The 25082-nt window shown below is 49.7% G+C and carries 25 protein-coding genes and 2 pseudogenes; 21 read left to right on the forward strand and 6 right to left on the reverse strand.

Annotation, left to right across the window (positions count from 1 at the left end; translation table 11 throughout):
• The first annotated feature begins 108 nt into the window (after positions 1-108).
• Positions 109-1296, forward strand: a complete 1188-nt coding sequence (locus tag FLT43_RS01770) for a multidrug effflux MFS transporter (protein ID WP_087443616.1) — start codon at positions 109-111, stop codon at positions 1294-1296.
• Positions 1297-2075: 779 nt separating this feature from the next.
• Entirely contained in the window at positions 2076-2516 is a 441-nt protein-coding gene (locus FLT43_RS01775) for an RNA polymerase sigma factor (RefSeq protein WP_164776575.1), read from the forward strand.
• A gap of 355 nt (positions 2517-2871) precedes the next feature.
• Here FLT43_RS01775 and FLT43_RS01780 read toward each other — a convergent pair whose 3' ends face one another.
• From FLT43_RS01780 to FLT43_RS01790, 3 genes are read right to left on the reverse strand one after another with little or no spacing between them, the layout of a single operon-like run.
• Complete coding sequence (locus FLT43_RS01780) at positions 2872-4062, reverse strand: MFS transporter (RefSeq protein ID WP_087443614.1); 1191 nt, start codon at positions 4060-4062, stop codon at positions 2872-2874.
• A 2-nt stretch (positions 4063-4064) separates the two neighbouring features.
• A complete protein-coding gene (locus FLT43_RS01785; protein WP_087443613.1) occupies positions 4065-5345 on the reverse strand; it encodes a hypothetical protein in 1281 nt (426 codons plus the stop codon).
• A 20-nt stretch (positions 5346-5365) separates the two neighbouring features.
• Positions 5366-6538: an ROK family transcriptional regulator gene (locus tag FLT43_RS01790; RefSeq protein WP_087443612.1), complete on the reverse strand. Its 1173-nt coding sequence runs from the start codon at positions 6536-6538 to the stop codon at positions 5366-5368.
• Between the two features lie 647 nt (positions 6539-7185).
• Here FLT43_RS01790 and FLT43_RS01795 point away from each other — a divergent pair.
• Positions 7186-7287: a CPBP family glutamic-type intramembrane protease gene (locus FLT43_RS01795; RefSeq protein WP_244194269.1), complete on the forward strand. Its 102-nt coding sequence runs from the start codon at positions 7186-7188 to the stop codon at positions 7285-7287.
• Between the two features lie 6 nt (positions 7288-7293).
• On the opposite strand, the gene FLT43_RS01800 is transcribed toward FLT43_RS01795, so the two are convergent.
• The gene (locus FLT43_RS01800; RefSeq protein ID WP_127510959.1) at positions 7294-7611 is read right to left on the reverse strand and encodes a hypothetical protein; all 318 of its coding nucleotides are present in this window, start codon (positions 7609-7611) and stop codon (positions 7294-7296) included.
• Between the two features lie 355 nt (positions 7612-7966).
• On the opposite strand from FLT43_RS01800, the gene FLT43_RS01805 reads away from it, so the two are divergent.
• From FLT43_RS01805 to FLT43_RS01820, 4 genes are all read left to right on the forward strand, one after another.
• Positions 7967-8233 (forward strand): FAD/FMN-containing dehydrogenase, encoded by a 267-nt coding sequence (locus FLT43_RS01805; protein ID WP_087443610.1) that lies wholly within the window; start codon positions 7967-7969, stop codon positions 8231-8233.
• A 69-nt stretch (positions 8234-8302) separates the two neighbouring features.
• Positions 8303-9010: a response regulator transcription factor gene (locus FLT43_RS01810; protein WP_087443609.1), complete on the forward strand. Its 708-nt coding sequence runs from the start codon at positions 8303-8305 to the stop codon at positions 9008-9010.
• A complete protein-coding gene (locus FLT43_RS01815; protein WP_087443608.1) occupies positions 9003-10367 on the forward strand; it encodes a sensor histidine kinase in 1365 nt (454 codons plus the stop codon). The genes FLT43_RS01810 and FLT43_RS01815 overlap by 8 nt, the downstream gene beginning before the upstream one ends.
• Before the next feature lie 79 nt (positions 10368-10446).
• A complete protein-coding gene (locus tag FLT43_RS01820; RefSeq protein ID WP_244194268.1) occupies positions 10447-11094 on the forward strand; it encodes a histidine phosphatase family protein in 648 nt (215 codons plus the stop codon).
• A 40-nt stretch (positions 11095-11134) separates the two neighbouring features.
• On the opposite strand, the gene FLT43_RS01825 is transcribed toward FLT43_RS01820, so the two are convergent.
• Positions 11135-11878 (reverse strand): YheC/YheD family protein, encoded by a 744-nt coding sequence (locus FLT43_RS01825; RefSeq protein WP_087443607.1) that lies wholly within the window; start codon positions 11876-11878, stop codon positions 11135-11137.
• Between the two features lie 357 nt (positions 11879-12235).
• Between FLT43_RS01825 and FLT43_RS01830 the strand changes: the two genes are divergently transcribed.
• The 4 genes from FLT43_RS01830 to FLT43_RS01845 all read left to right on the forward strand — a co-directional run bounded on the left by FLT43_RS01830 (position 12236) and on the right by FLT43_RS01845 (position 16847).
• On the forward strand, positions 12236-12718 hold the full coding sequence (locus FLT43_RS01830; RefSeq protein ID WP_244194267.1) for a carcinine hydrolase/isopenicillin-N N-acyltransferase family protein: 483 nt from the start codon (positions 12236-12238) through the stop codon (positions 12716-12718).
• Between the two features lie 376 nt (positions 12719-13094).
• A complete protein-coding gene (locus FLT43_RS01835; protein ID WP_087443606.1) occupies positions 13095-14627 on the forward strand; it encodes a spore germination protein in 1533 nt (510 codons plus the stop codon).
• The gene (locus tag FLT43_RS01840) at positions 14620-15717 is read left to right on the forward strand and encodes a GerAB/ArcD/ProY family transporter (RefSeq protein ID WP_087443605.1); all 1098 of its coding nucleotides are present in this window, start codon (positions 14620-14622) and stop codon (positions 15715-15717) included. Before FLT43_RS01835 ends, FLT43_RS01840 begins: the two co-directional genes overlap by 8 nt.
• Before the next feature lie 8 nt (positions 15718-15725).
• Entirely contained in the window at positions 15726-16847 is a 1122-nt protein-coding gene (locus tag FLT43_RS01845; protein ID WP_255321621.1) for a Ger(x)C family spore germination protein, read from the forward strand.
• Between the two features lie 135 nt (positions 16848-16982).
• Here FLT43_RS01845 and FLT43_RS01850 read toward each other — a convergent pair whose 3' ends face one another.
• Positions 16983-17378 (reverse strand): hypothetical protein, encoded by a 396-nt coding sequence (locus FLT43_RS01850; RefSeq protein ID WP_127510960.1) that lies wholly within the window; start codon positions 17376-17378, stop codon positions 16983-16985.
• Between the two features lie 504 nt (positions 17379-17882).
• Here FLT43_RS01850 and FLT43_RS01855 point away from each other — a divergent pair.
• The 10 genes and pseudogenes from FLT43_RS01855 to FLT43_RS01900 all read left to right on the forward strand — a co-directional run bounded on the left by FLT43_RS01855 (position 17883) and on the right by FLT43_RS01900 (position 24858).
• Complete coding sequence (locus FLT43_RS01855; RefSeq protein WP_087443602.1) at positions 17883-18821, forward strand: ABC transporter ATP-binding protein; 939 nt, start codon at positions 17883-17885, stop codon at positions 18819-18821.
• The gene (locus FLT43_RS01860) at positions 18818-19549 is read left to right on the forward strand and encodes an ABC transporter permease (protein ID WP_087443601.1); all 732 of its coding nucleotides are present in this window, start codon (positions 18818-18820) and stop codon (positions 19547-19549) included. Before FLT43_RS01855 ends, FLT43_RS01860 begins: the two co-directional genes overlap by 4 nt.
• A gap of 106 nt (positions 19550-19655) precedes the next feature.
• Positions 19656-20285, forward strand: a complete 630-nt coding sequence (locus FLT43_RS01865; RefSeq protein ID WP_307719722.1) for a 3-hydroxyacyl-CoA dehydrogenase family protein — start codon at positions 19656-19658, stop codon at positions 20283-20285.
• Positions 20286-20472: 187 nt separating this feature from the next.
• Positions 20473-20645: pseudogene (locus tag FLT43_RS29900) on the forward strand (transposase); the annotation flags it as partial.
• Between the two features lie 35 nt (positions 20646-20680).
• Positions 20681-20929, forward strand: a complete 249-nt coding sequence (locus FLT43_RS01875) for a phosphopantetheine-binding protein (RefSeq protein WP_087443600.1) — start codon at positions 20681-20683, stop codon at positions 20927-20929.
• Positions 20926-21660 carry a thioesterase II family protein gene (locus tag FLT43_RS01880; protein WP_087443599.1) on the forward strand — a complete coding sequence of 245 codons (735 nt, stop codon included), beginning with the start codon at positions 20926-20928 and terminating at the stop codon, positions 21658-21660. The genes FLT43_RS01875 and FLT43_RS01880 overlap by 4 nt, the downstream gene beginning before the upstream one ends.
• Positions 21661-21665: 5 nt before the next feature.
• The gene (locus FLT43_RS29160) at positions 21666-21803 is read left to right on the forward strand and encodes a hypothetical protein (RefSeq protein WP_164776578.1); all 138 of its coding nucleotides are present in this window, start codon (positions 21666-21668) and stop codon (positions 21801-21803) included.
• Between the two features lie 12 nt (positions 21804-21815).
• Positions 21816-22400: a class I SAM-dependent DNA methyltransferase gene (locus FLT43_RS01885; protein WP_087443598.1), complete on the forward strand. Its 585-nt coding sequence runs from the start codon at positions 21816-21818 to the stop codon at positions 22398-22400.
• A gap of 523 nt (positions 22401-22923) precedes the next feature.
• Positions 22924-23523 (forward strand): annotated as a pseudogene (locus FLT43_RS29165) (DUF2239 family protein); the annotation flags it as partial.
• Positions 23524-23967: 444 nt separating this feature from the next.
• The gene (locus FLT43_RS01900) at positions 23968-24858 is read left to right on the forward strand and encodes an alpha/beta fold hydrolase (protein WP_087443596.1); all 891 of its coding nucleotides are present in this window, start codon (positions 23968-23970) and stop codon (positions 24856-24858) included.
• Positions 24859-25082: the final 224 nt, after the last annotated feature.

The raw sequence follows: 25082 nt of genomic DNA on the forward strand, positions 1-25082 counted from the left end.
GGTGAACTGTTATGCTCTTATTTTCCAGATTGTGCAAATGCAAACCCCCGATCCCGTAATTTCTTTGCCGCGAATCGAGATTTTCGAATTTATAGGGGGATATTCGCAGTGCAAAGAAAAATCTCAACGCCATCATTATGGTTGCTCATTTGTTTAGTCGGTTTTCCGCAAATTAGCGAAACGATATATACGCCGTCCTTGCCGGATATCGCTAATCATCTGCAGGCAAGCGGCAACATGATTCAACTGACGCTTAGCATTTACTTCTTTGGTTTCGCCTGCGGCGTATTTTGCTGGGGAAGGCTCTCGGATTCCATCGGGCGGCGACCCGCATTGCTGTGGGGAATCTTCGTCTATGGAGCCGGAAGCTTGGGCTGTTATCTGTCTCCTTCTGCTGAATGGTTATTGGTAAGCCGCTTCATCCAGGCCTTTGGCGCCAGTACCGGTTCCGTCGTGACTCAGACCATTTTGCGGGAGAGTATCGATGGAGCCAAGCGTCATGCCGTGTTTGCTCAAATTTCCGCAGTGCTGGCCTTCACGCCTGCAATCGGGCCCTTGATTGGCGGATGGGTGGATCAAGCGCTTGGTTTCCGGGCGGTGTTCGCCACACTGGTTGTGATGAGCATTGCTATCTTTATGTACACGCTGGCGGCTCTGCCTGAGACACGAGTGTCCGCCGCGGCGAAGGTGAGCACATTGGCGGTAGCCAAGCGCCTCGCGTCGGACGGAAGGATATGGGCCTTTGGTTTTCTTATCGGTGCCACCAATGGGATATTGTTCAGCTACTATGCCGAAGCGCCATTCATTTTAATTGACTTTTTTCGGATGACCCCGGGGATGTTCGGCTTTTTCGGTATTTTGGTCGCGATGTCTTCCATATTCGGGGCGATGTTGTCGAAAAAACTGGTCGCCAGCTTTCCGGCAGAACGAATTATCCTGATGGGTTGTACCGTGACGGCTGTCGGAGCTATATGCCTTACGGGACTGGCTCTATATGGAATAAGCCCGTCCGCTATTTTTTTGGTTCTTATGGCCGCCTGCATTTTTATCCTTTTGCTAGGGATAGGCATGGCGATTCCGAACTGCCTGAGCCTGGCGCTCGTCCGATATGGCGATGTGCTTGGTACGGCAGGCGCGATATTCGGATTAGGTTACTATGTGGTGGTGAGCCTGATTACGAGCGGCATGAGTTACTTGCATAATGATTCCTTGGTCACGATGCCCGCGTATTTTCTCGTACTGGCTCTTATGATGATCCTTGTCAGCCGCAGGGTGGCGAGACCCAGAACGAAGTAACTTGGGGAGTTTGAATAAGTAACGAAGAAGGGGCTGTTTCATAAGCCGTTTTGTACCACCTGCAGGTTGGCCGGAAAATTCAAAAAAAGCTGAGTTAGGGTTTACATTTTTAAGGGGTGTCCCGAGTCATTTTCAATGACTTTGGGGGCAGCCCCTTTTCTTATGCCAGAACACGGGTCTGGGTGCCCCTTTTTTACATAAAAACACAATTAAGGCGGGGGAGGCAGCGGCGGGGCGAGTGGCCGAAGAGGGAGGAGGCAGCGAATCCTGCACAGATGCAGGAATTTCCACTAGTTCGGCCGCCATCTGATGCCAATCCTGTAAAAGTGCATCATTTTCGCTGATTTTTGCTTTCTATCCGCTGACATGGCTTCAATTCCTGCTGTTTTGCAGGAATTCCTGTGATGGAGGGATCGCCCCAAGGGAATGCTGTATTATTGCAGTTTTTCGGCAAGCCGCGCTGCAAGAAGCAGGGCGGGGCTGTCTCACTGCAGATATTCAGTTATTCAACGTAAGGTCAAGCTCACTAGCGCTTATTGTCGCTGGCGAGACAGCTTCTGAAGTTGAAACCGCTCAGCACCAGATGTATGATGCTACCAAATGAGCTTGCCGGAACGTTCAGGGGGCGGGCCAGCAAAAAGCGGAAGCATGGATAAGATGTCTGGAAGCCTAAAGGAGCTACGCCAAAGACGCATGGGCGCGGACAATAAGTGTTCAAAAAAGAAGGCCGGATGGCATCCATATTTGTGAGACCGTTACAGACGCAGGAGGATGGCAGAATGAGAGCCAAAAAGGAAGCAGGCCTTGTTACGGAAATACCGAACACGATTGCGCAGGCCGAATATGACCGGATATGGGTGAAGCGGGCACAGCTTGGGGATACCGAAGCCTTCAGTGAGCTTATCGAACAACATCGGAGCACGGCGCATAGATGGGCCGATCGGATGACCGGAGATCCTCATCCGGCGGATGACGTGGTGCAGGATGCGCTTATTTGCGCCTTTCTGCATCTAGGCTCGCTCGAAGATACGAGCCGGTTCCTTCCGTGGTTCTACCGAATCGTGATTAATCAAGCGAGTATGCGCTTGCGCCGCGGCGGCCCATACAGACAGGAGAGGCCATTCACATCCATAGGCGCCGCCATGGATGACGGCTCAACGGCAAGAGGGTATATATGGGCGGGGCTGGGGTCACGGCAAAATCAAAGAATCCGCGGATAGCGTGGGAATTTTTGCATCATTACCTGGTAGGGGTCATTCTTGGATGCCCCCGATTTCGCAATCGCAATCGGAACGCCGAGGTTTGACAGAACACCGGATTTGGTCCCGTTACCTAAAGGAGCTTGATCAAGTGCAGATCAGCGGCTTCTTCCTGAACAAGAATTGGAATGCTTCCCGGCGACTGATCAACGAGGATATTTACAAAGATGATTGTGGAAGTTGCCGGCGTGGCGCAAATGTTGCGTTCCTGGACGAGATATGCGTAATTCGATGAATCGGGCAATCGCAATCGAGATTGATTAAGCAGCATCCCGGCCTCTCGGTTGGAAAAGCGGGGATGCTGTCCTGTGCAACGTTAGGAATCAGGCTGGCCAGCCTGATTCGGCGTGCGAATCAGGAAAGCCAAGATGCTGATGATGGCCGTGAAGACGAAGAGCAGATTGAAGCCATTCTGAATGCCGAATGCTTCCGACACTTGTCCGATCAGGATGCCGACAACCGCTCCTCCCAGGCCGGATGCGACATAGATGACGCCCTGCAGAGAGCCGGCCTGCTTCGTCAGCTTGGAGGCAATCCCTTGCGCGGTCGGGAACAAGACGGACATGGCGAGCCCGAAGAGCATAATCAGGTAGCTGAAGCTCGTCATGAACATTCGCCCGAGTACGAGGGAAGCAAGCGCGAATAGCGAGAAGGCAACCAAGGTGCGCCGTTCGCCCAGCTTGTAGATGATGAACCCGCCGACGAAGCGTCCGATGGTGAACAAAAAGGCGAAGCTGGCAATAATATAACCCGCTGTCGAGGCCTTCTGATCTGCGGTCATTCCTGCGATATCCAGAGAGTTGAACAGAATAGGGAAGAAGTTCAAGAACCCGGCTTCCGCCGCGACATAGAACAGGATGAACAGGATGACGAACAGTATCTGGCGATCCTGGAACAGCTGCAAGACCGATGTCAGGCTGACTTTATCCTGATCTTGATCCGTGGTTGTCTTCGCCGGCTTGAAGGACAGCAGAGCGAACAGGATGAGGGCAATGAGAGCCGATACCCCGATATAGAAATATCGCCAGCTAATATTTTGCGCAAACATGACATTTAATAGAATCGGCGTAACGATCATACCGACACCGAACAAGGCATTGGCCAGATTGAAGATAACGCCGGCGCGTTCCTTGAAGTAGGTAGGGATAATGGTAGCGACCGACACGGTCATGGAACCGATGCCAAGCCCGACAATCAGATAGAAGCCGAGAAAGAAGGCGACGGTAAAGGAAGCGCTTGTTCCTATCAATCCGATCATCATTAACACAGTGCCGACGCTCATGACAGCTTTGATGCCTTTGCGGTCTGCGAATATGCCGGCGATGAGGCTGGCCAGCAGAAAGCCGATTTGGAAGATTGACACCATGATGCCAACCTGGCTAATATCGAGTTGAATATCATGCTGGACCCGTTCCAATATTATGCCTTTCGTATTTTGAATGCCGCCCAAAACAAACATCGTCGCAAAAATGAGGAAAAAGATGATAGAACGCTGCATTTTTTGCATGATTAGTTCGTTCCCTTCTCTCGATGACTTTGAATCGCTTCGAATAGCTCGCCGGCAGCCCAGCCATAGCAATAATAGAGCAAATCGTCGGCAGCGCTGTTCTCTCCGGCCTTGACGGCCTCGATCAGGTTGTCCGGCGTTATATTCCACATCTGTATGCCGCTGAAGATTCGTGTCCCCGGTGCCGACTGAGCCCGGACGATATTATTCTGATCGGCCACGAATTGAATCGGGAAGCCTTCGGTCTTGAACGTCTCATACGACAAATCATAGGGCAGATGGAAAAAGCGCTTGAATGCCCGGAATGCGGCTTCCTGCTCCTCGGACGCATGGGCCAAATAATGAATCAGCCCTTGCACGTCCGCGCCGCCGCCCAGCTTGTGATAAGGAAAATGCTTCAGGGCCGGGGAGAGCTTCGTCAGGCTGGCGTAATTCTGGCCAAGCATCCAGCTGTATGCGGGCGGCCACAGATCGAGCCAGATCGTGAAGTCTTCATTCACTTGTCTGACCCGGGCGATCAACCGTTCCACGAAGCTGGATACGCTTTCTTGACGGAATGCAATCCAGGCTTGAATCCGTTCGTTCTGTTCGGCGAATTCCACGGCCTCATCGAACTGCTTATTCTGCAGCAGCCGGGCCCACTTGCGCAATGCCTCCTGAATCGCGCCGGCATCGAGGCTTTGCCGCTTCATTTTCTCCTGACAATGCGGGCAGAAGCAGGTCAAGAGCCCTCTCGGATTGACTTCCTCTCCCGCCCAATCCGGATAGCGGATGCGGTCAATCATATAGGAAGTGAAGCCGTAGCGCTTGTACAGGTCGACAAATGCTTTCTCCCAGAAGTCAATCACATCGGGAGCATTCGGGCATAGCCAATGGGAAATGGCCCGGCCGTCCATGTCAGTGACGAGATTATTCTTCAGCAGTGCGCCTTCGAAATGGCCGTTCAATATATTGAGCCATGGAATGACTTCGAACTCCTCGTCCTGCAGCGCTTCTTTGATGATGAGCAGCGGATCACTTTCTTCCGACAAAGTCGGTTCCCGGCGCTGATCCAGCCCGGATTCGAGATACGAAGGCAGAATGGCATGCATCGTGCCTGTGCCGTAGACGACGTCATGCACGGGATTGCGAGGCAAGATCCCGACCGGATACGGATTGCGCTCGTAGATCGTATTCACTTCAGGGAAGATGTACTTCACGTCTTTCAATTGGCGAATGTAGGGAATGATCTGCGGCATACCTTCATCCAAAATATCATGCGGGTGTAATTGAATGCCTGACATGATGCTCCACGCTCCTTCGATTAGTAAAGTTGTTTGTCTTGCATAAATTGTAAAGCGGGAAATGCCTGGTTCAAGCCTAATATCGCAATGCCCTGCAGCGCCGAATGGTGCTGCATGCCGGATATTTCAATCGAGACGCCCGTCACATCAGTCGTATGGAGCCGTATTTTGCGATGGAGCCGTTCCAACCGCAGCGATGGGGTCACGCCTCCCATCAGCAAGATTTTCTCGGGATTGAGCAGCGCAATGATATTGAGAATGCCAATCGCCAATTGGTCCTCGAATTGGTCTACCAGATAACTGGCTTGCAAGTCGCCCTGTTCCGCGAGCCGGAACACATCTTTGGCGGTTACCGGACGATGAAATAAAGCGGTTGCGGCCTCTTCCAGCCCGGAGCCGGAGCAGAGCTTCTCGAAATGGCCTTTCGCAGAAGGCGAGTAGAGCTGCGGCTGCCGGAACAGCATGTAGCCGATTTCGCCCGCCGCGTTTTTGGCCCCTCGAATCACTTTGCCGTCGATGAGCACTGCCGAGCCAAGTCCGGTGCCGATTCCGATCAGCACCGCCGAGTTCAGATGCCGGAGCGCCCCCGCGTACATCTCGCCGACAAGGGCCGAACGCACGTCATTCTCGATCGTAACGGGCACATGGAACCGCTCATGGAAAAATTGCGCTAACGGCACATTCGTCCACTCCGGCAGGTTGGGAGATCCTTCTAATACGATGCCCGCAATCGGATCGACGATACCCGGAGTCGCGATGCTGATAAAAGCGAGACGTTCGGCGGGCTGTCCCGACTGCGCGATGAATGCGCCAATGTCATCCGCCATTTGCGATAAAAATTCCCGGCTTGAGGCGAGGCGATAGGTAGACACTGTCTTTTCCATCATGCATTCGCCGGCCAGATTGTACAGTCCGAGATGGATGGTTGTCCCGCCCAAATCAACGGCGACGCCGAAGGCGGCGTTCTTGGAGAAATGAAGCCGCGTGCCGCGCTTGCTTGCGTCAGCCTCATCCTTCTCGTCAAATATAAGCTTCTCGTCGATAAGCGCCTTCACGATATCGGATACGGTCGCCTTCGTTATTCCGGAATGCTTCGCGATATCCGTACGGGAGAGGGGGCCTTTGTCCTTAATAATATTGAGGACCAATTCCTTGTTCAGCTTGCGGATCGTGCTTGGTAAATTCGCCTGCATGGTTCTTGATCACACTTCTTTCCCATCGTAGTCCCTTATTCATTAAGTTTATATTATAAACTTAATCCGCTTTTAAAAAGAAATATCGAACTTGTCTTCAGAAATGTAAGGGCTTTATCTTGTTTATAAGTTTATAATACATCCTTAAATAAGAAATCGTCAATCTCAAAAGGCTTGACTAAATGTTCCAGCTACCGGCAGGAAGTCATCAGGCTTGCTCTGCTTCTCCGAGAAATATTAACCTGAAGGCATGATCACGCGGCGGATGGCATTCCGCAGCAAGGCGGATGGTCCGCCTCGCATATAAAGTAGGTACGTCGGAGCGCGCCTGCTTTTTGTAAGTGTATAACAAGAGGCAGACACCATAGCGATAAGGTGTTGAGGAGGGAGCAAATCAGCCAGCTTACGGATATCATTGCGGAGCTTCATCGCTGCGGAGAAGAAATTCCAATAGATACGGATGCGGTGAAGGAAGACTTTCAGCTTCCATTTTGCACCCGCTGACATAGCTTGTCGAGCACATTTTGAATATCCTCTAGCGATAGGATAGGGCTAGTGATTTGAGCAGCGTGATTCGTACCGCAATGTACGAACTGAGATGTTCCTCTGCTTGAACGCCATGCCCGTGAACTTTATTAGCGGGCGTTGTGCTTGCATGGACCTATGAACGAACAGGTTCGGTCGTGCCTGGCATAGTCGTCCACAGCGTGTTCAATACGATTGCCGTGCTGCTAACTGTGCTGAGTTAAAGAAGCTCAATATTTCCAAAAACCGTACCCGAATAGAGCGCTTATAGAGATCGCCATCACGACGCCCGCAGCATGCACGGTACGAATCAGGCTCTGACTGTTGAAGAACCCTTTTCCAGAGATGTCCACTATCGTGTCATGCACCGGAAGATGCCCTAGCAGGGCGATCGGCATAAGAAGCGTAACGAGGCTAATCTGCCCGACCGCACTGCCCAGCATGGACCACCGGCTGCGCGTAACAATGCTGGAATCCTTCTGAGCGCTGCTGAAGCCATAAGACCAGCGATTCAACGAAATGCCGAGCCTGGAGGCACTGAACCCCACAATGACGCCTCCCAGCGGCTCCATAAATCATAAAGGCCATATGGGGATACATGCTTCTCAGCGTAAGCATCAATAAGATCATCAACAGAATTATGTACAAAAAAGCCCAAACATAATGCTTAGCGCTCATGTCATGATGATGTTCCTCGCGCTCATGCTACCGAATTGTCGTATAGAGCGGCGCCAAAACACCACTGCAGCATGCGCTCAATGACAACAGCAGGAGCGGGAGCCAGCCGCCTAGAGTGGTGGAGTAAGTGAATCACCGAAAAAGCTCCTTTATAACTTCTTCACAACTTGCAAATACGTTCTTCATAACTCTCCTTTATATTATAACCATAAGGAGGAGATACTAATGAAAAAAGTATGGCTAGGCATTACAACCGTGGTCTTGGTTATGGGAATTGGCACAGCCGGCGCATATGCTGCATCAGCCGATAACAATACCGGCGGCGACCGCAGCTTCTTTGAACAGATGCTGCCGCACGCGAAGCAAATGCATCCCGAGCTCTCGGATCAACAAATTGAGCAGATGTACAATAGCTGCCACAATGGCAATGGCACGGGACGGGGAATGATGAACAATTCTCAATGGCGCGGTAGTATGATGAATTTCAATTAATACTGTGCTATGATAGGCCTCGCGAATATCGCTAGGCCTATCTTTGTATATATGGTGAGGTTGATACGTATGGACCGTGCAAAAATTTTGATTGTGGATGATGAGGCGGATATCCTTCAGGTGATTAAAGCCTATCTGGAGAAAAATGAGTACCTGGTGTATGAGGCAGATACCGGGAAGGGGGCGCTCAGTCTATGCGAGCATCTGCAGCCTGACCTGATCATATTGGACTTGATGCTGCCTGACATGTCCGGTGAAGAAGTCTGCAGAACCATCCGTAAGACATCCAACGTTCCCATCCTGATGCTGACCGCCAAAAGCAGTGAGGATGATATGGTAAATGGAATTCTGATCGGCGCCGACGATTATATAATGAAGCCGTTCAGCCCCAGAGAGTTGGTCGTTCGCGTGATTAGTTTGTTACGAAGATCGCAGCTTCCTGTCGCCTCGCAGCCAGACAAGTCTCTTTCCTTCGGCAACAACCATCTGACCATTGATTCGCAACGGCATGAAGTGAAAGTCAGGGGAGAGCTTGTCTCACTCACACCCATTGAATTCAAATTGCTTGAGCTTCTGGCGAAGCATCCCAAGCGAGCGTTCAGCCGTTTGGAACTCGTCAATCTTATCCAAGGGGACACGTTTGAAGGATTTGAGCGTACGATCGATGTTCATATTAAGAACATCCGCCAGAAAATCGGGGATAACCCGAGAAAACCGAATTTTATTGCGACCGTTTTTGGGGTCGGTTATAAATTCCAGGTGAATCCGGATGAATAATGGACTGCGGAAAAGGCTGTTGTTGTCGCATATCGGGGTAGCGCTCACGTCTCTGCTGACGATTACGCTCCTTGTCTATTTGGTTATGACTTTTGCTTTCGGCCAGTATATGAAGAACCAGCAGCAAGCAGAAGCCGACATGTTAATTACAGATTTGGAGGCCTCCTACAACGTGGAAGCAGGCGGGTGGACGATGGGCTCCTTCATGCAGATTTCCCATCAAGCCATGCACCGCAATTATAAGATCAAAATCTACGATGCCACGAACCGATTGATCTGGGATACGAGCAGCATGGGAATGATGATGCATGCTTCTTCGGGAAGTATGGAAGCAGGGTACAGCGAGCACGATAATATCTTTTCCCGTGATATGATGAAAAACGGGCAAAAAATCGGCATGATCGAAATTCAAGGAATCGAGAGCGCTTTTGCCTCTCAAAATCAAGAGTTCCTGCGGTTGTTTAACTCTTTATTATGGGGTGCCCTCCTTTTCGTGATCGTTGGCGTCTCTTTCTTTAGCGTCTTTATGGCGAACAGTCTAAGCCGGCCTCTTATGCGAATCAAACAGATTGCCACCCGAATGAGAACAGGAGATTTGTCCTCCCGGGTTGCCCTGGCGAACCCGACAACCGAAATCGACGAGGTGGGCTTGGCGTTGAATCATCTGGCAGACGCCCTGGAGCAGCAGGATAAGCTGCGCAAAAATTTGACTGCGGATATCGCCCATGAGTTACGCACTCCGTTAGCCACGATTCAAAGCCATATCGAAGCTTTTCAGGATGGGGTGTGGCAGGCGACGCCTGATAAGCTGGAAGTGTGCCATGAGCAAGTGATCCGATTGGTGAAGCTCATCCATGATCTTGAAAAATTAACGGCTGCGGAGAATCCGATGCTGCAGCTGCAAAAAAATAAAGTGCGCCTGAATGAAGTGATCCAAGATTCCGTAAAAACGGTAACCGGCCAGTTCGATAATAAAAATATTTCAATGGATATAGAGCAAGACCATGATGTATTTTTGAGCGGCGATTATGGAAGGCTCGTTCAGGTTTTTGTGAATCTGCTCAATAACGCATACAAGTATACGAACGAGGGCAGTATCCGTCTCGTCATATCGGAAGAGCCGCCTTATGCGAAGGTCACCATCACGGATACCGGAACAGGCATCGATCCAGCAGAGCTGCCGTTTATATTTGAACGATTTTATCGGGGCGAGAAATCCCGGAATCGCAAGACGGGAGGAGCCGGGATTGGGCTGGCCATCGTAAAAGCAATCGTGGAAGCGCATGGAGGGAGTATTGAAGTCGCAAGCGCGGTTGGCCAAGGCAGCAAATTCACAATTCGTCTTCCCAAACAATAGTTAACGGCATAAAATAACACATTGGAGAGAGAATATAGCATGTTTGATCAAACTGTTCTGAAAGGAAGTTTTAACCAACATGCTCCCGAAGAAAATGCTGCTGCTCCCCCTCGTTTTTCTCACTTTGCTGCTCCTGTCCGGCTACCGCGCTGAAGCTGGCCACTTGCCTGAAGCTGAGAACCCATCGCTCGTTGAGGCACTCCGGAACGGCGGCTATATCCTGTATATGCGGCATGGCGAAGCGACGATCGGCCTAGATTTACCGCATGTGATCTTTGACGACTGCGGAACGCAAAGAAATCTGAGCGGGCTTGGCAAAAGGCAGGCTCAGGCGATCGGCCAGATCATGAACAAATTAAACATACCGATTCAATATCCCGTATGGGCGAGTCCTTATTGCCGCACTCGGGACACGGCCCGGATTGCATTCGGCAACCAGAACGTTAAAGTGGTCCCCCTTCTCGCTGACATTGTAAAAGTGAGCAATCAAAGCGTGCCGGCCGAAGAAAAGCAAAACATTGTTGCAAACTTTACAAGAATGCTGGAAACCGCCCCTGCTCGCGGTTTGAATCAAATCATCATCGGACACAGTTTGCCTGCCGGAACGGCGATTGGCGAGATTCCGTATATGGGTACCGCCGTAATCAAACCCAAAGGGCAGGGGAATGGTTATGAAGTTATACGAATAATCAGCTTGGAACAGTTCATGAAAGCCGCCTACAGATAGTTTATCTGCAGGCGGCCTCTTTCGTTGTCTCCTTCACGGCTTACTTGAAGCGGCCATACGCTTGGGCATAACGCCGAATCCGGCGATAGGCGGAAGGATTAAATGTCCGATAAACATATATGGCTGGGGTTGTGTTCACTTCCAGGATCCAGGGCCGCATGTTTTTATCGAGTGCGATATCGAGTCCAAGCTGTTTTATACCCTTATATTTTTTACTTAATCGCTTGCCTGCCGATAATCCCATTTGGTTCAATTTGCGGCGCAGCTTGCGGATGGCGGCCTTATTCTTATGAGGACGGAGCAGGGTAGACAGCGATTCCATAGCCCCGCCATTGCTGACATTCGTAACAATCTTATTGGCGGCTGCCTTGCGCCCGAGGATGGACATGGCTTCCCATTTATTGTTCGGATTTTTTTGAACCAATACCCGGAGATCGAATTTTCTCCCGCGGTGGCTCATCATGTGAATGCCCTTCTGCACCAAATACTTCCGCTTCCCAATTCTGGACTTGATGCTGGAGTGCAATTGTTTCACGGAAGGGAACACTTTGGTTGAAACTCCTTCTCTCAGCTCATACTCTCCTTTGGAGCGCCTTTTCGCGCGCATGACTCCTTTCCCGTGAGTACCTTTGTCCGGCTTCACATACACCATGTTGTAGCGGTTGAGCATATCCGTTAAGCTGCTGGAATTGTATACGGCGGTCTTGGGGATGTAACGCTTCAACGAAGAGTTTTGCAGCACGCGCGTCTTTTTCCATTTGCTAAATACATGTTGAGCAGGCAAACAAGCATCACCCTTTTCCAATAAATTGATTGTATCTGGTTGAGAGTTCTACAGGGACTAGGATTCGATTATGTGCTATCAATGTATGACGGTGTGCCCGATTCGGAGTGGACAACAACCTATTGGGACGGAAATGGCGGCGGAACGGCACCAAGTTGATTTTTAGAAGATGTTAGAGCAGCGGGCGATTACATTGAAGCAACACTATCCGGAAGATATTCTCTATTATATCCGTCCTATGGAGGGGCAGGATTATATATCAGCAGCGACCGCACACAAGAGGATGATGCTAATCGATAAAATCTGTCCCGGCTTTACGGATGAGAAGAAATTCCGTTATGCACCAATGCGAATATTTTGGTAGCCGATGCGTCCTATGATGTTTCCATATTCGAGGTGGCCAGCTTCTCATCAACCCAAAAAAGAATTGCGGTGCGGAAACCCGTTGGCGGTCTGATCGCAGCTACCAATCATTATGTGAGCCATGAAATGAAAGAATTCGATGAACATCATTTCTGGAATTCCGAAATACGTTATTCATCCGTCTGGAATTCCTTATTGCGGGAAGCGCCCTATATGAATGATGAAAAGGTAAAGAACTTGCTGTCCACTCCGTATCCGTATGGTCCATGCTGTCACTTTTATGCAAGCGGGATGGGGACGTTAAGAAGTATGGTCTTTAATATTACGGAAAAGAAGCTGCAGGTTAGCTTTGGTCCGCCGGATATGAATCCATGGCACTCCATTGATTTTGATGCTCCAGTCGGGCTTGATGAAATTGTATGCCGATACGATAATGTAAATATCAGCAATCCGGAACAATTTTGGAGAGAGCTGTGAATCTAAAATGACAGTGAAGTCGTGATATACCGCATGATCGGCAGTACCAAAAAGCTGGCTCAGGCGGCAAAAAAGGAGCCATCCCCCGTAAAAGGAACAGCTTAAGCGCTTAGTGGAACTGACAGGCGAGGCGTAACCCGCCTCAATTGCCGTGTGCTCCCAAAACGGAATGAAGAGAAGAGGGGATTATGCGAATGATTAAGCGATGCGAATGGGTAAAGGGATTGTTCGCAGAAAGATGTTTGGCGGGATTGCGTGATAACGCAGTTCCGCTTTTTTGTTTTCCTTTGCACCTTCTTTCCTGGAACAGGGATATTTGAACAAATATAGGGGGATTCTACAGTGTAGCTATCATACGTGATAAGGAGGCAGGGCTGTGGGCTTGCTGCATAAGATTTTCAACAATAATCAGCGAAAGAGCAAACCAAGGTCAAAAAAGTCTGTATTAGCTCCCCAACCGGTATTCCCGAACGTTCAGGAGAACATTCATTATTTAAGAGAAGCCCTGTTTCATACGGACGATCTCGTGCGCCAAAAGGTTTCCGTCCCAGGACACACGAGCGAGTTTCTCTTTCTGCACACGATGTGCGACCAGAACAAAATCCGCGAGGAAATCATAAAACCCATTTCTCAAAATAAAGACGAAGATCTAGAAGACATAATACTCGCGATGCGTGCCAATAAACATGATGATCTTGAGAAAGTGATTGATTTACTGGTGAAAGGAAATGCCGTGCTTTTTATCGAGGGGAAGAGAGAATGCTTTGTCATCGAGGTGAAAGCGGAGCATAATCGAAACGTCACCGAACCGAACAATGAGAAAATCGTGGAGGGTTCCCATGAAGGTTTCGTGGAGAATATCAGCATCAATCTCCAACTCGTTCGGAAACATATCGAAAATCGAAATTTGGTAGTGAGGCGCTATAGACTCGGGAATGACACCAAAATCGAGGCGGTCATCGTTTATTTGCAAAATCTGGCCAATCCCGGCCTCGTTGAAGAAGTCGATCGGAGAATCCAAAATATCGATGCCGATAATATCACCGCTTCCGAATTTATCGAAGAATATATTGAAGATGCCCCTTTTTCGCCGTTTCCGCAGCTGCTGCATACGGAGAGACCGGATCGGGTCATCGGGAATCTGCTGGAAGGCAGAGTCGCCCTCATGGCCGAAGGAAGCCCAACGGCTTTAATCCTGCCCGCGACCTTTTTTTCCTTTTATCAATCGCCGGACGATTATAGCTTTCGGTCTCTTCAAGGGTCGTTCATCCGCTTGATCCGGGTCTTCAGCTTTGTAATAGCCATCGCTCTTCCGGCTTATTATATTGCGGTGGTTTCCTTTCATTACGAAGTGATCCCCCAGGATTTGCTGCTGCCCATAAAAAGCAGTGTCGAGCACATTCCGTATCCGCCGATACTGGAGGCGCTGTTCATGGAGCTGACGATCGAATTGCTTCGCGAAGCCGGGATTCGCCTCCCCGGGCCGGTAGGACAGACGATTGGGATCGTTGGCGGCCTCGTCATCGGAGATGCCGTTGTCAAGGCAGGTCTCGTATCGAACGCAATGATCATTGTCGTCGCTTTAACGGCGATTGCTTCGTTCGTGGTGCCTTCCCATGAGATGAGCGCGTCGGTCCGCATGCTGCGCTTCCCTGTCATGATTGCCGCCTCCTTATTCGGATTTATGGGGATTGTCTTCAGCTTACTGATCATTCTCATCCATTTATGTAAACTGGAATCATTCGGGACGCCCTATTTTGCGCCAGTCGCACCGTTCCGATGGAAGGATTGGAAGGATACGATTATCCGGCTTCCGCAATGGATGTTGAATCAGAGATCGAATGATCCAGCCCCGCAAAAACTAGTTCAGGAGCGACCTTCACGAGAGGAGAAGCAGACCGATGAGTAGCGCCAAGGATCGAATTACGCCGGGGCAGCTTATATTTTTGATTACCCAGACTCAGATTGGAATCGGATTATTAAGTCTGGCAAGCAAGGTACATGGTGCGGCGAAAGGGGATGCATGGATATCCGTGCTTCTCGCTGGGATGCTTGCTCAGTTGTTTATTTTCATCATATGGTGCTTGGGCAGAAGGTTTCCATCGCTGACGCTGTATGATTATTTGCCTGTGCTGTTGGGCAAATATATCGGAAAATGTATTCAATTTTTATATACCGCTTATTTTATTTCTGTATCCAGCTATATCATTATACAGTTCAGCGACACGATGCGAGAATGGGTATTAATCGATACGCCCAAATGGATCGTCATGAGTATCATGTCAGGCGTATGCTTTTATTTGCTCCGGGAGAGCTTGCGAACGATTGCCCGTTTTTTTGTACTCGTCTTCTTCTGCAATTTTGCGGTGATTATCATTGCAGCATGTGCGTACACCCATGTTAACTTCCTGTATGCGCTGCCAGTGGGGCAGGAAGGCCTATTGAAAATAGCGAAGGGAGTGCATGAGGCCGTAAATTTTTTTGCGGGGTATGAAATCTTGTTGGTGTGCTATCCCTTCGTGGAAGGAGACAACACTGTCAAATTAAAGGCAGCGACCTTTGCGAATATTTTCACCACCTTGATGTATACGTTTGTGATATTTACCAGTCTTGTCGTATTTAGTCCTCCGGAATTGGAGCTGCTTCCTCATCCGTTGCTTTACATGGTTAAGGCGTTATCTTTCAGTATAGTCGAGCGGGCGGACCTCTATTTCCTCTCCTTGTGGGTGGTCGTGGCGACTACCTCATGCATAGGTTATATGTTTATGGCATCCAAAGGGGGAGCCAGTCTTTGTCAGGCGCAGCACCGGAAGGCGGCTCCGTACGTGGTGGTGCTTGCCTTTGTCATTTCCCTGTTCTTTCAATCTCCGCTCTTGATTAGAGAATATGGAAGAATTTTATCCAACGTAACTTATGTGTTTGTACTTGGGATACCATTCGTTCTGCTCATGATTTCCGTTGTGTTCAAGGTAAAGGAAGCAAGGAGGAGTGCGGGATGAGATGCAGAATGGCGATCATCTTATTCGAGGCTTGCGTTATCGCAACGCTGCTTGCGGGCTGCTGGGATCAGCAAATGCTGAAGGATGACAGAATTGCATATATTATCGGATTAGATTTGAATCCCGATGGGAAGCTTCAGTCGACCCTTTCAATACTTGATGTGAGCGGCTCGCAAACCGGTTCGGAGACGGGAATGAAGAAGCAGAGCGAGATCCATACGGAGACGGGAAACACAAGCAGACATACCCGGGACAGAATTGACAGGGAAGTGGCCGGCAGATTATCGCTCTCCAAGCTCCGCGTGATTCTAATCGGAGAGGACTTGGCGAGACAAGGCGTGTACCCGTTTCTCGATGTGCTTTACCGTGCTCCTAGAAGCGCGCTGAATGCGAAGATCGCTGTCGTTGAGGGGAAAGCTCATGACATGATCAATCTGAAACTTAGAGGCTCAAACTTGATTGGCGAGCATTATAACACTCTCATCCGAAGCGCGGAGCGCAGAACGGTTGTACCCGCGGTTAATCTTCAACTGATACGCCCTCCCATGTTGGATCTCGGCGATGATTTTGCCGTCCCATATATATCACATCATGGGCAGAATCCTTCGGTTTACGGGATAGCATTATTTGCCGACGATAAAATGGCAGGCAAGTTAAAATCAGAGGATTCATTGTTGTACCTTCTCATGGCCAACAAATTAGCCAAGACCGCTAACTTGACGCTTAAAGTCAACGAGGAAGGAAAACAAAGACCGGAACAATTTATAGGGATGGACATTCAAAGTGTTAAGCGGAAGTTGAAAGTGTATGTGCAAGGCAACCGAAATATTAAAGTGACGCTGGATTTGAAGATAAAAGTAACCGCCATAGAGTACCCGAAGGATCATTTAAATGATCGGCGAAGAGTAGAAAAGTTAGATAAGAAACTGTCGGAAGAGCTGACCAAAAGAGCGCGGGCCATTACGGAGAAAATGCTGCAGAACCATCATGACGGGTTCGGAATCGGCCGAAGAATCATGGCTTACTATCCCAATACATGGAGAAGATTGAACTGGAAGGAGGATTACGCGAAGGTGGAGCTGGTCCCTAACGTAAAAGTAGAAATTGTGAACCACGGAATCATGTACTGAATATATGCGCCCCGAGTATGTAACCTTCCGCCTGTCTCGTGCATCTATACAACGCGCTTATTGGTCGAAGTGAAAGGGGTTAACATTGTTGAGAAGCCGAAAAAGCAGCCGGTTCATATCGGCTGCTTTTTTAAGTTAATCTAATTTTTCTTCCTGCTTATAGAACGAAAACGCGATGCCTGCGCCAGCCTGGAAATTTAGCAGAGCGATGATTTCTTTGGTGCTTTGGCTCATTCCGCTTTGCACAAGGGGGGCATGGTCAGGCAGATTCTGATCGTTTCCCATGGCATCTGTCCCCACGGATTGTCGTGTCTCGCTTAGCAGCACTCTGCTGCCATCGGGTCTGACGATATATTGCCTAATATATGCGCCTTCGCGAGTCGTAACGAGCTTCCCTTTTTTGTCCTCTTGTTTTTCTTCTTCCTGTTTTGCCGCATCCTTCAGGACGGATTCAAATAATAAATCATTATTATTTTGAGTTTTCCGTTGGGTCGAAGACGGAAATCGATAGTTGGCATCAATACGCATCATAACTCCTCCTTTCCCGATGTCCCCCATCCATTGGAATTGGGGGGATGGTTCTATTATCGGAAGGAGGGCTTCGTTCCATTAGCCTTTTGGGGGGCTGTCTCTGCGTCGTATACTAAAATATATATTTTTCAAATAAACAATGGTACAATCTGCTATTATCTGTTATATTTTGAAGAGATCAGCATCGAAATGACTTCACTAACGGGAACGCTAATCATTAGCAAGCCGTTTTTATTTTTATCATTTGTCTACCTAGCTCCATTCTCCTAATGCTCATCGCGAGATTCGAACAGACCACTCCATAGAACGCACACATCCATCAATGCAACATCTCAAAACATGCCGGAACCGCTGTGTTACAGAGCCGTTCCGGGATCCGGCGGACTCATCTGCGCAGGTTCTAGAACGGAACCAGCGGAATAAAGACCTGGGTAAGGGGATGCAAGTATTTTTTTGAGCAAAGCTTCATAGTCATTTTTTATACACTAATCAATGGAGGTTGTTATGCTGCTTAATGTTCAGAACCTCACCAAAGTTTTTTCCGGTAAAAAAAGTACGAAGACCGTTGCCAATGATAACCTTAGCTTCAGTGTGCGGGAAGGCGAAATTTATGGGTTACTGGGACATAACGGAGCAGGGAAAACGACCTTGGTCAATCAGATTATCGGACTGATGAAGCCGACTAGCGGAGAGATTTCCTTACTAGGCAGATCTATCATTGAAGACCCATCCTTTGCCCGATCCATGTGCTCCGTTCAGCCGCAGTCTCAGCTGCCTCTTGGTTACTTGACGCCGGTACAGGCCGTATCCATCATGGGGAAAATGAGGTCCGGCGACAAGCAGGAAGTGAATAAGCGGATGAACATGCTTTTTGAAGCGCTTGATATCGGCGAATGGGTGAACAAAGAAGGCGTTCATCTGTCAGGCGGAGTTCGCCGGCTGGTCGCATTTTGCATGGCGGTGGTTGTGCCTGGCAAGCTCGTCATTCTTGATGAGCCGACGAACGATGTGGATCCGATTCGGCGCCGCTATCTGTGGGAGTTGATCCGCAAGTTAACGGTGGATGGAACATCTGTCATCTTGGTGACCCATAACGTGATTGAAGCCGAGAAAGCGGTGGACCGGGTAGCTATCTTGAATAAAGGCAAGTTTCTGGCTGAAGGCACCCCAGCCGAAGTCAAAAGCTCGGTCAGCAATCTGATCCGGGTTGAGGTGAGCCATGTGACGAGCGTTCAGCAAATGCAAGCTCCCGTGTGGGCCCTATCCACGCATTCACAAGCTTCACGCTCCGTTTTTTCGGTTAAGCCTGACTCCGTTCCGGATGTAATCGAGTGGGCCAGGAATAAGGTAGACGAAGGGGAAATCATGGACTATTCTTTATCGCCGACAACGCTCGAAGATGTATATGTTGAGCTGACAAGCAAGAGGGAGATCGGTGCATGAAGATAGCGAACGATTTCAAATATGTCTTTCAAATGCAGTTGTTTCGAAGCATCGGCCCGCTTATGTTTTTTACAATCATCCAAGTCTTCATGTCTCTGGGGATTGTAATCGGATTCAGGTATCTGTTTGATGATCTGGATAACCAAAGCCTGCTGTATCTTGCCACTGGAGCTCCTACATTCATTCTCGTCCTCACGGGTCTTGTTATTTTGCCGATGCAGATCGGCAACGCCAAAGTCGAAGGCTATGTTGAATTTACCCGCACCTGGCCCGTTAACCGTGCCGTGATCATCGGAGCGGACACGTCGATCTGGCTCGGAATAACGATACCGGGATTATGCATCGCAACCCTGTTCGCCCATTTAATGTTTAATCCCGGATACGACATCTCATGGATAGTCATTCCGGCTTTGCTGTTAATTGCGTTAACATCCATCGGCGTAGGCTATGGATTTTCGTATCTGTTTCCGCAGGATGTGACTTTTGCGGTGTCCCAATTTATTGCCTTCGGGGCCCTAATGTTTTCTCCTCTTAATTTTCCGATTGAGCGGCTGCCGGAATGGTTTCAAGCGGTACATTACGTGCTGCCGTTCTACTCCATGGCCGAGGTCATGCGCGCTTCATTGGCCGCGTCAACCTTCGAGGCTTCGATATGGAACTACATCACCTTATGTATTTGGTGCGTGGTAGGATACGGCGGCGCGATCTGGATTCTGAACCGGAAGTAACTACGATGAAGTGAGGAGTGGCCTGCATGAGCGTGATTGCCGTAGTGGGGGCCGGAGTGATGGGTGTGGATGTTCCACACTCTCCTTCCACGGCTATAAGGTGATTGTGAAGGATATAGATGCGACGTCTTTGCAGCAAATACCACGAAAAATCGAACGCAATATTCGAAATTATCGTATGATTTCTCCGGCCTTGCGCGAATGGGAAACGGACGGCATCCTCAGCCGGATTGCCGTAACGGATACATATGAGCATTTTGCAGAGGTTTCCTGGGTGATCGAAAACATAACCGAGGATTGGGAGGCCAAAAGCCGGCTATATCGGGAACTGGGCGAGGTGTGCAGCAAAGACACGTTCTACGGTGCCAATACAAGCTGTATTTCGCCAACCAAGCTTGCCTCCTTGCTGGACAAGCAGCAGATTCTCGTCGAGGATTCTCCCGGCTTCGTGTCCAACCGGTTGTCTCATTTATTCATGAATGAAGCGGCGTTCCTGGTCCAGGAGGGGGTGGCGAAGCCAAGGCAGATCGATCTGATGTTCAAGAAAGGTTATTCTCATAAAATGGGTCCACTGGAAACAGCGGATCTGATCAGGCTGGATACCGTCGTTCGTTCGCTGGATGTCTTGTATAAGGAATACGGCGACTCGAAGTTCAGATGCTGCACGTTGTTGAGGAAGATGGTCGATGCCGGCTTGCTTGGACGCAAAAGCAGCCAGGGATTTTATCATTATTAGAACGGATCCGGGCACGTTCGCTGGTCCTGGCGCACTAGCTTAACAAATCGTTCGGCGCACGGTTGCTCCATCTGTGGAAAGGCTGCCAATGGGGAACAGAATCAACCAGTTTGTTGCCGTAGCTGTCCTCCGGCGGCAGGTGCCGGCGATGGCGGTCTCCGTTATCATCAAGCCTTAGAAAAGGTAGCTAAAAAAGGTAGCTAAAGAACAACGCATTTTGTCACGCAGGAAAAAAGGTTCCTCTCGTTGGCATAAGCAACGGTTGAAGTTGGCGAAGTGCACGAAAGGATTGCCAACCAACGAAAAGACTTTCTACATAAGAACCCGCACCAATTGGCGAACCGGTATGATTGCGTGGTTAGTTCACAATATACAGAAACAGAGGAGTGACGGGCATGGCGGGATTGGCAGATCTAGTAGAGATATTGAACAAGGATGCGGGGTTCGCGAAGCTGCTGCAGGGAGCGGCGGAAGATAACAGCTTGCTCTCGCTTGGCTTCGATTCGCTGGATGTGATGATGGTGACGCATCTCCTTGGCGTTGAGTATGACACGGAGCTGGAGCTTACCAAAAATTCGACGCTGGCCGAGATCTTGGAGCAAATTAACCAGCATAAGCACGAATGTGAAGGAAGATCGGTATGAGCATGATCGATCTGTTCTGCATTCCCTATGCCGGCGGCTCCGCGCATGCCATCTATGGCAAATGGGTTGAAAAACTTGACCCGGGAATCAAGCTGCATCCTTTGGAATTGGCAGGGCATGGCCGAAGAATGGGGGAGCCCTTTCACGCGAATGTCGCGGAAGCGGTCCAGGACTTGTTGAACAAGATGCGTCCTTCAATTGTACAGCGTCCGTATGCCGTATATGGTCATAGCATGGGAACGGGCTTAGCCTATGAGCTCACAGTCGCTGCCCGGGCATCCGGACTGCCGCAGCCGGCGGCGCTCTTTTTATCCGGCCGCATACCGCCCCATCTGAAGTATAACGAAGAGCCTATGCACAAGCTGTCTGATACGGAGTTTTTGGAGAAAATCCGCAAGATAGGCGGAACGCCGGCACAGTTCTTCGAATCCAAGGAGCTGCTGAAGCTTTTCCTGCCGATTCTGAGGCATGATTACCGGATGATCGAGCAATATCGGCCGAACGGAAAGCCGCAGCCGATCGATGGGGATATTGTCTTTTTTCTAAGCGATGAGGATCAACATGTCAATTTGCCCGATATTTTGGAGTGGGAGCAATACAGCAAGCGGTCATTTGAATATCATCCATTTCAGGGCGGGCATTTCTTCATCCATGAAGCATGGGATCAAATCTGTATGCTGATTAACCGCAAGCTGCTGGGAACATGGCAGCGCGAACTTTCGAAAGGGTGATGTGCGTGAACGAAGTATTTGATGTGCTGGGTGATGTATACAATAAATATTGGCGCCAGTTCACGTTGTTCCAATATCCTAATATAGAGGAACTGGCTCTCTCCAAGCTCCCGGGGAACGCGAGAATTCTGGATGTCTGCTGAGGAACGGGAACCATCGCGGCCAAGCTGTGCGAGCAAGGGTTCACCGTAGAAGGGATTGATATTTCAAGCAAGGTGATTGAATATGCAAGGATTAACGCTCCCGAAGCGACGTTCACTGTCGGGGATGCCCGTTCCTTCCACTATGAGTCTCCCTTCGACGCGGCAATCACGACACTGGACAGCTTCAATTTGATGACGGATCCGAAGGATCTCAAAAATATTTTTATTCATGTTTATCAAGCTTTAAAGCCAGGGGGCATTTTCTATTTTGATATGAGAAATGAGGAAGGCTATCTTCGCTATTGGAATGGAAGCCAACTGTCTTTTCTTGAAGCGGAAGGGGTAGCCTCATTTCACTCGGTGTATGATGAGGGAAGCCGGCTCGGACTGATGAAGGTGGCTTACTTTACCCGAAATGCGGTAGAAGCATGGGATCGGAACGATTTTTATATTCCTCATAAATGCTATCAGGAGGAGGAGGTTGTCGCCCTGCTGGAAGAAGCGGGCTTCGGCCATGTCCAAACGGTTCGGAGGAGTGAAGGAGTGTACTCCGAAGTGTGCGGCAGATCGCATTATACGAGTATGAAGGCGGGCTGAGGAGTGGCAGCTTAGCGGGAAAATGAAGTAGCCGGGCATCGAGCAAAAAGCGTTCGGGCTCGTGACGGCGCAATCGAGAAGAACCTCCGACTTCACGGTTATCGTGAATGTTGGGGGTTCTTGCTTCGCTAAAACGTAAGATGAAGAAGCTCGAGGAGGAAAATAAAAAATTGCGAGAACAACTTAAGTTTTCGTATGCAGAGGTCCATCAAAGGATCTGATAAAACGCTCTTCCCTCTCCTGCTTGAGCTAAACTAGACAGGATTCTTGAGCAACAAGTTGAAGTGCCAAAGAAACAGTCTCATTGCAGTTCTTTGCTCAACTAACGGGAAGTTTTGCGACAAAACACAGCATGTACAACATAAAGCAAACACTAGCCCTCAACAGCGCGGTTCCTCTTAGGCCGTGTCTTTTGCATTTATTCCCTTCATAACGAACGACAAAATACATTTTACCCGGGTAATATTGACTTTTTATTTTTACCCGGGTATAATTGGTGAGGCATTCAGAGGAGGAGGTCAGCATGAGAAATGACCTAACGCGCTTTTACTGCACGGCATTTTTGGGTGTGGGAGTCGTCGCCAGTGGTTCATTACAGCACGTTGTTACTACAGTGAAGGATGCTCTGGATGACAGAGACCTCACACAGCTGCTTTTATTTGACGATTCCACGGGGAAGCCAATAGATGTTGATTTTCGTGGGAAGACAGATGATGTCCTCAAACGATTAGGAGAACAGTTTGGTGACTTACCCGGTACGGAAGTGAATCACCAGCCTACACGGCGGGTCGGTCGACCCAAGCTGGGCGTTGTATCCGGTGAGGTTACGTTATTGCCACGGCATTGGGAATGGCTCAAGAGTCAACCTGGAGGGGCGTCGGTAACATTGCGAAAACTCGTTGATGAGGCTCGCCATGCTGGAGGAAAACAGAGCAAGATACGAGAGTCACAAGAAGCAACATATCACTTTATGACAGCTATGGCCGGGAACTTTCATCAATACGAAGAAGCTCTGCGGGCACTGTATGCTGGTGATTTGGATCGTTTTTACCACTTTATCGATGACTGGGCACCTGATATCAGAAACCATATCAAAAGATTATCCGCTAATGCATTCCCTGAATCTATTCGTTACATCGAACCATCGCAACGCGCTGGCATGAGGTTCATGCAGCGAGGCATCGAGGGGAGCATCGTCATGTTGAACCTGCTGCGTTTTCGTGATGTTGCCGATTACACAGCCAATCCTGAACTAACACCGGAGATCCCAATCAGCGGTGCCGAAGCATTCAACCGCTATATTGAGCACACCCTCCCATTTCTCCGTGAAAGCGGAGGTGAAGTCATGTTTCTTGGCGATGGCGGAGAGTTTCTTACCGGACCCGAAGACGAAAGATGGGATCTTGTCATGCTGATCCGCCAGAGCAGCGCGCAGTCGTTTCTTGCTTTTTCAGGTCATCAAGACTACCTGGCCGGTATCGGGCATCGGACTGCAGCGATCGAAGATTCACGCCTTCTGCCTATGGCAGAACTTCCGATACCGAATTAATTGGAGGAGAACATGATCATGAACATCTTGAAAGTCAATGACGTTGAGTTGGCCTATGACAGTTTCGGTAACCAAAATGACGAGGCTATTATCCTAATCGCCGGGCTTGGAACCCAGATGATCCGATGGTCGGTTCCGTTTTGTCGGATATTAGCAGCGAAGGGCTTTCGCGTGATCCGCTTTGACAATCGCGACGCAGGTTGCTCGACACATTTTAGCCATTATCAGGCGCTGGATTTTGACGCACTGGCGACTGCTCTCATGTCGGGACAGCGACCGGACATCCCTTATACTCTCGACGACATGTCCAACGACGCTATCGGACTGCTCGACGCCCTTTCCATTGACCGGGCACATTTCGTTGGCAGGTCGATGGGCGGAATGATAGCCCAGATTGCAGCCAGTGAGTACCCTGAACGGGTTTTATCACTCACCTCCATTATGTCTAGTTCCGGTAATCCCACCCTTCCGCAAGCTTCCCCGGATGTCATGGCGATGATGACTAAACCGGCGCCGAACCCCTTTGAGGATGAAGCAGGATTTTTGGCGCACAGCCTCTCTTTTGCCAAACGCATCGCCGGCACCGGCTATCCGTTTGAAGAGGACGCTTATCGGGCGCTCATTCTGGAGGAAGTCCAGCGAGCCTACGATCCAGGCAGTGTCGGACGACAAATTGCTGCTATCGCTGTCTCCGGTGACCGTCGTCCGCGGCTGGCGACCATAAAAGTACCAGTACTTGTCATTCATGGGGTGGACGATCCCCTGTTCGTCCCGGCGTGTGGCGAGGACACGGCTTCTGCCATCCCCGGCGCCGAGCTAATGTTGGTTGATGGCATGGGACACGACCTGCCGCACCAACTGTACAAAGTAACCGCTGATGGCATAGAGCGAACGGCTCGCCGTAATTGACACGCGCTTCCTGAATAGCAATCAGCCGGAGTCCCGCGGTGTCCAATGGGGCTGAGTAGGCCCAGGGGCGCAGCGCTAATCCATTTGCACCCTTGGCGCATACGACCCGGGTGGAAGCGGCGGTGCTCTTGGAACGGTTGTTAAAGCAGCTCCATTTCATCAATATAACGGGGCTCCTAACAAAGAATCCATGTGAACGTATATGAGGAATCGATCGAATAAGC

This window comes from Paenibacillus thiaminolyticus (assembly GCF_007066085.1).
GTDB classification, from domain to species: Bacteria; Bacillota; Bacilli; order Paenibacillales; family Paenibacillaceae; genus Paenibacillus_B; species Paenibacillus_B thiaminolyticus.

Coding starts and splice junctions, on each gene's coding strand:
- FLT43_RS01775 (WP_164776575.1), top strand. CDS start 2,076: ATGAGAGCCAAAAAGGAAGCAGGCCTTGTTACGGAAATACCGAACACG.
- FLT43_RS01780 (WP_087443614.1), bottom strand. CDS start 4,062: ATGCAAAAAATGCAGCGTTCTATCATCTTTTTCCTCATTTTTGCGACG.
- FLT43_RS01785 (WP_087443613.1), bottom strand. CDS start 5,345: ATGTCAGGCATTCAATTACACCCGCATGATATTTTGGATGAAGGTATG.
- FLT43_RS01790 (WP_087443612.1), bottom strand. CDS start 6,538: ATGCAGGCGAATTTACCAAGCACGATCCGCAAGCTGAACAAGGAATTG.
- FLT43_RS01805 (WP_087443610.1), top strand. CDS start 7,967: ATGAAAAAAGTATGGCTAGGCATTACAACCGTGGTCTTGGTTATGGGA.
- FLT43_RS01810 (WP_087443609.1), top strand. CDS start 8,303: ATGGACCGTGCAAAAATTTTGATTGTGGATGATGAGGCGGATATCCTT.
- FLT43_RS01815 (WP_087443608.1), top strand. CDS start 9,003: ATGAATAATGGACTGCGGAAAAGGCTGTTGTTGTCGCATATCGGGGTA.
- FLT43_RS01820 (WP_244194268.1), top strand. CDS start 10,447: ATGCTCCCGAAGAAAATGCTGCTGCTCCCCCTCGTTTTTCTCACTTTG.
- FLT43_RS01840 (WP_087443605.1), top strand. CDS start 14,620: ATGAGTAGCGCCAAGGATCGAATTACGCCGGGGCAGCTTATATTTTTG.
- FLT43_RS01845 (WP_255321621.1), top strand. CDS start 15,726: ATGGCGATCATCTTATTCGAGGCTTGCGTTATCGCAACGCTGCTTGCG.
- FLT43_RS01850 (WP_127510960.1), bottom strand. CDS start 17,378: ATGATGCGTATTGATGCCAACTATCGATTTCCGTCTTCGACCCAACGG.
- FLT43_RS01855 (WP_087443602.1), top strand. CDS start 17,883: ATGCTGCTTAATGTTCAGAACCTCACCAAAGTTTTTTCCGGTAAAAAA.
- FLT43_RS01860 (WP_087443601.1), top strand. CDS start 18,818: ATGAAGATAGCGAACGATTTCAAATATGTCTTTCAAATGCAGTTGTTT.
- FLT43_RS01875 (WP_087443600.1), top strand. CDS start 20,681: ATGGCGGGATTGGCAGATCTAGTAGAGATATTGAACAAGGATGCGGGG.
- FLT43_RS01880 (WP_087443599.1), top strand. CDS start 20,926: ATGAGCATGATCGATCTGTTCTGCATTCCCTATGCCGGCGGCTCCGCG.
- FLT43_RS01900 (WP_087443596.1), top strand. CDS start 23,968: ATGAACATCTTGAAAGTCAATGACGTTGAGTTGGCCTATGACAGTTTC.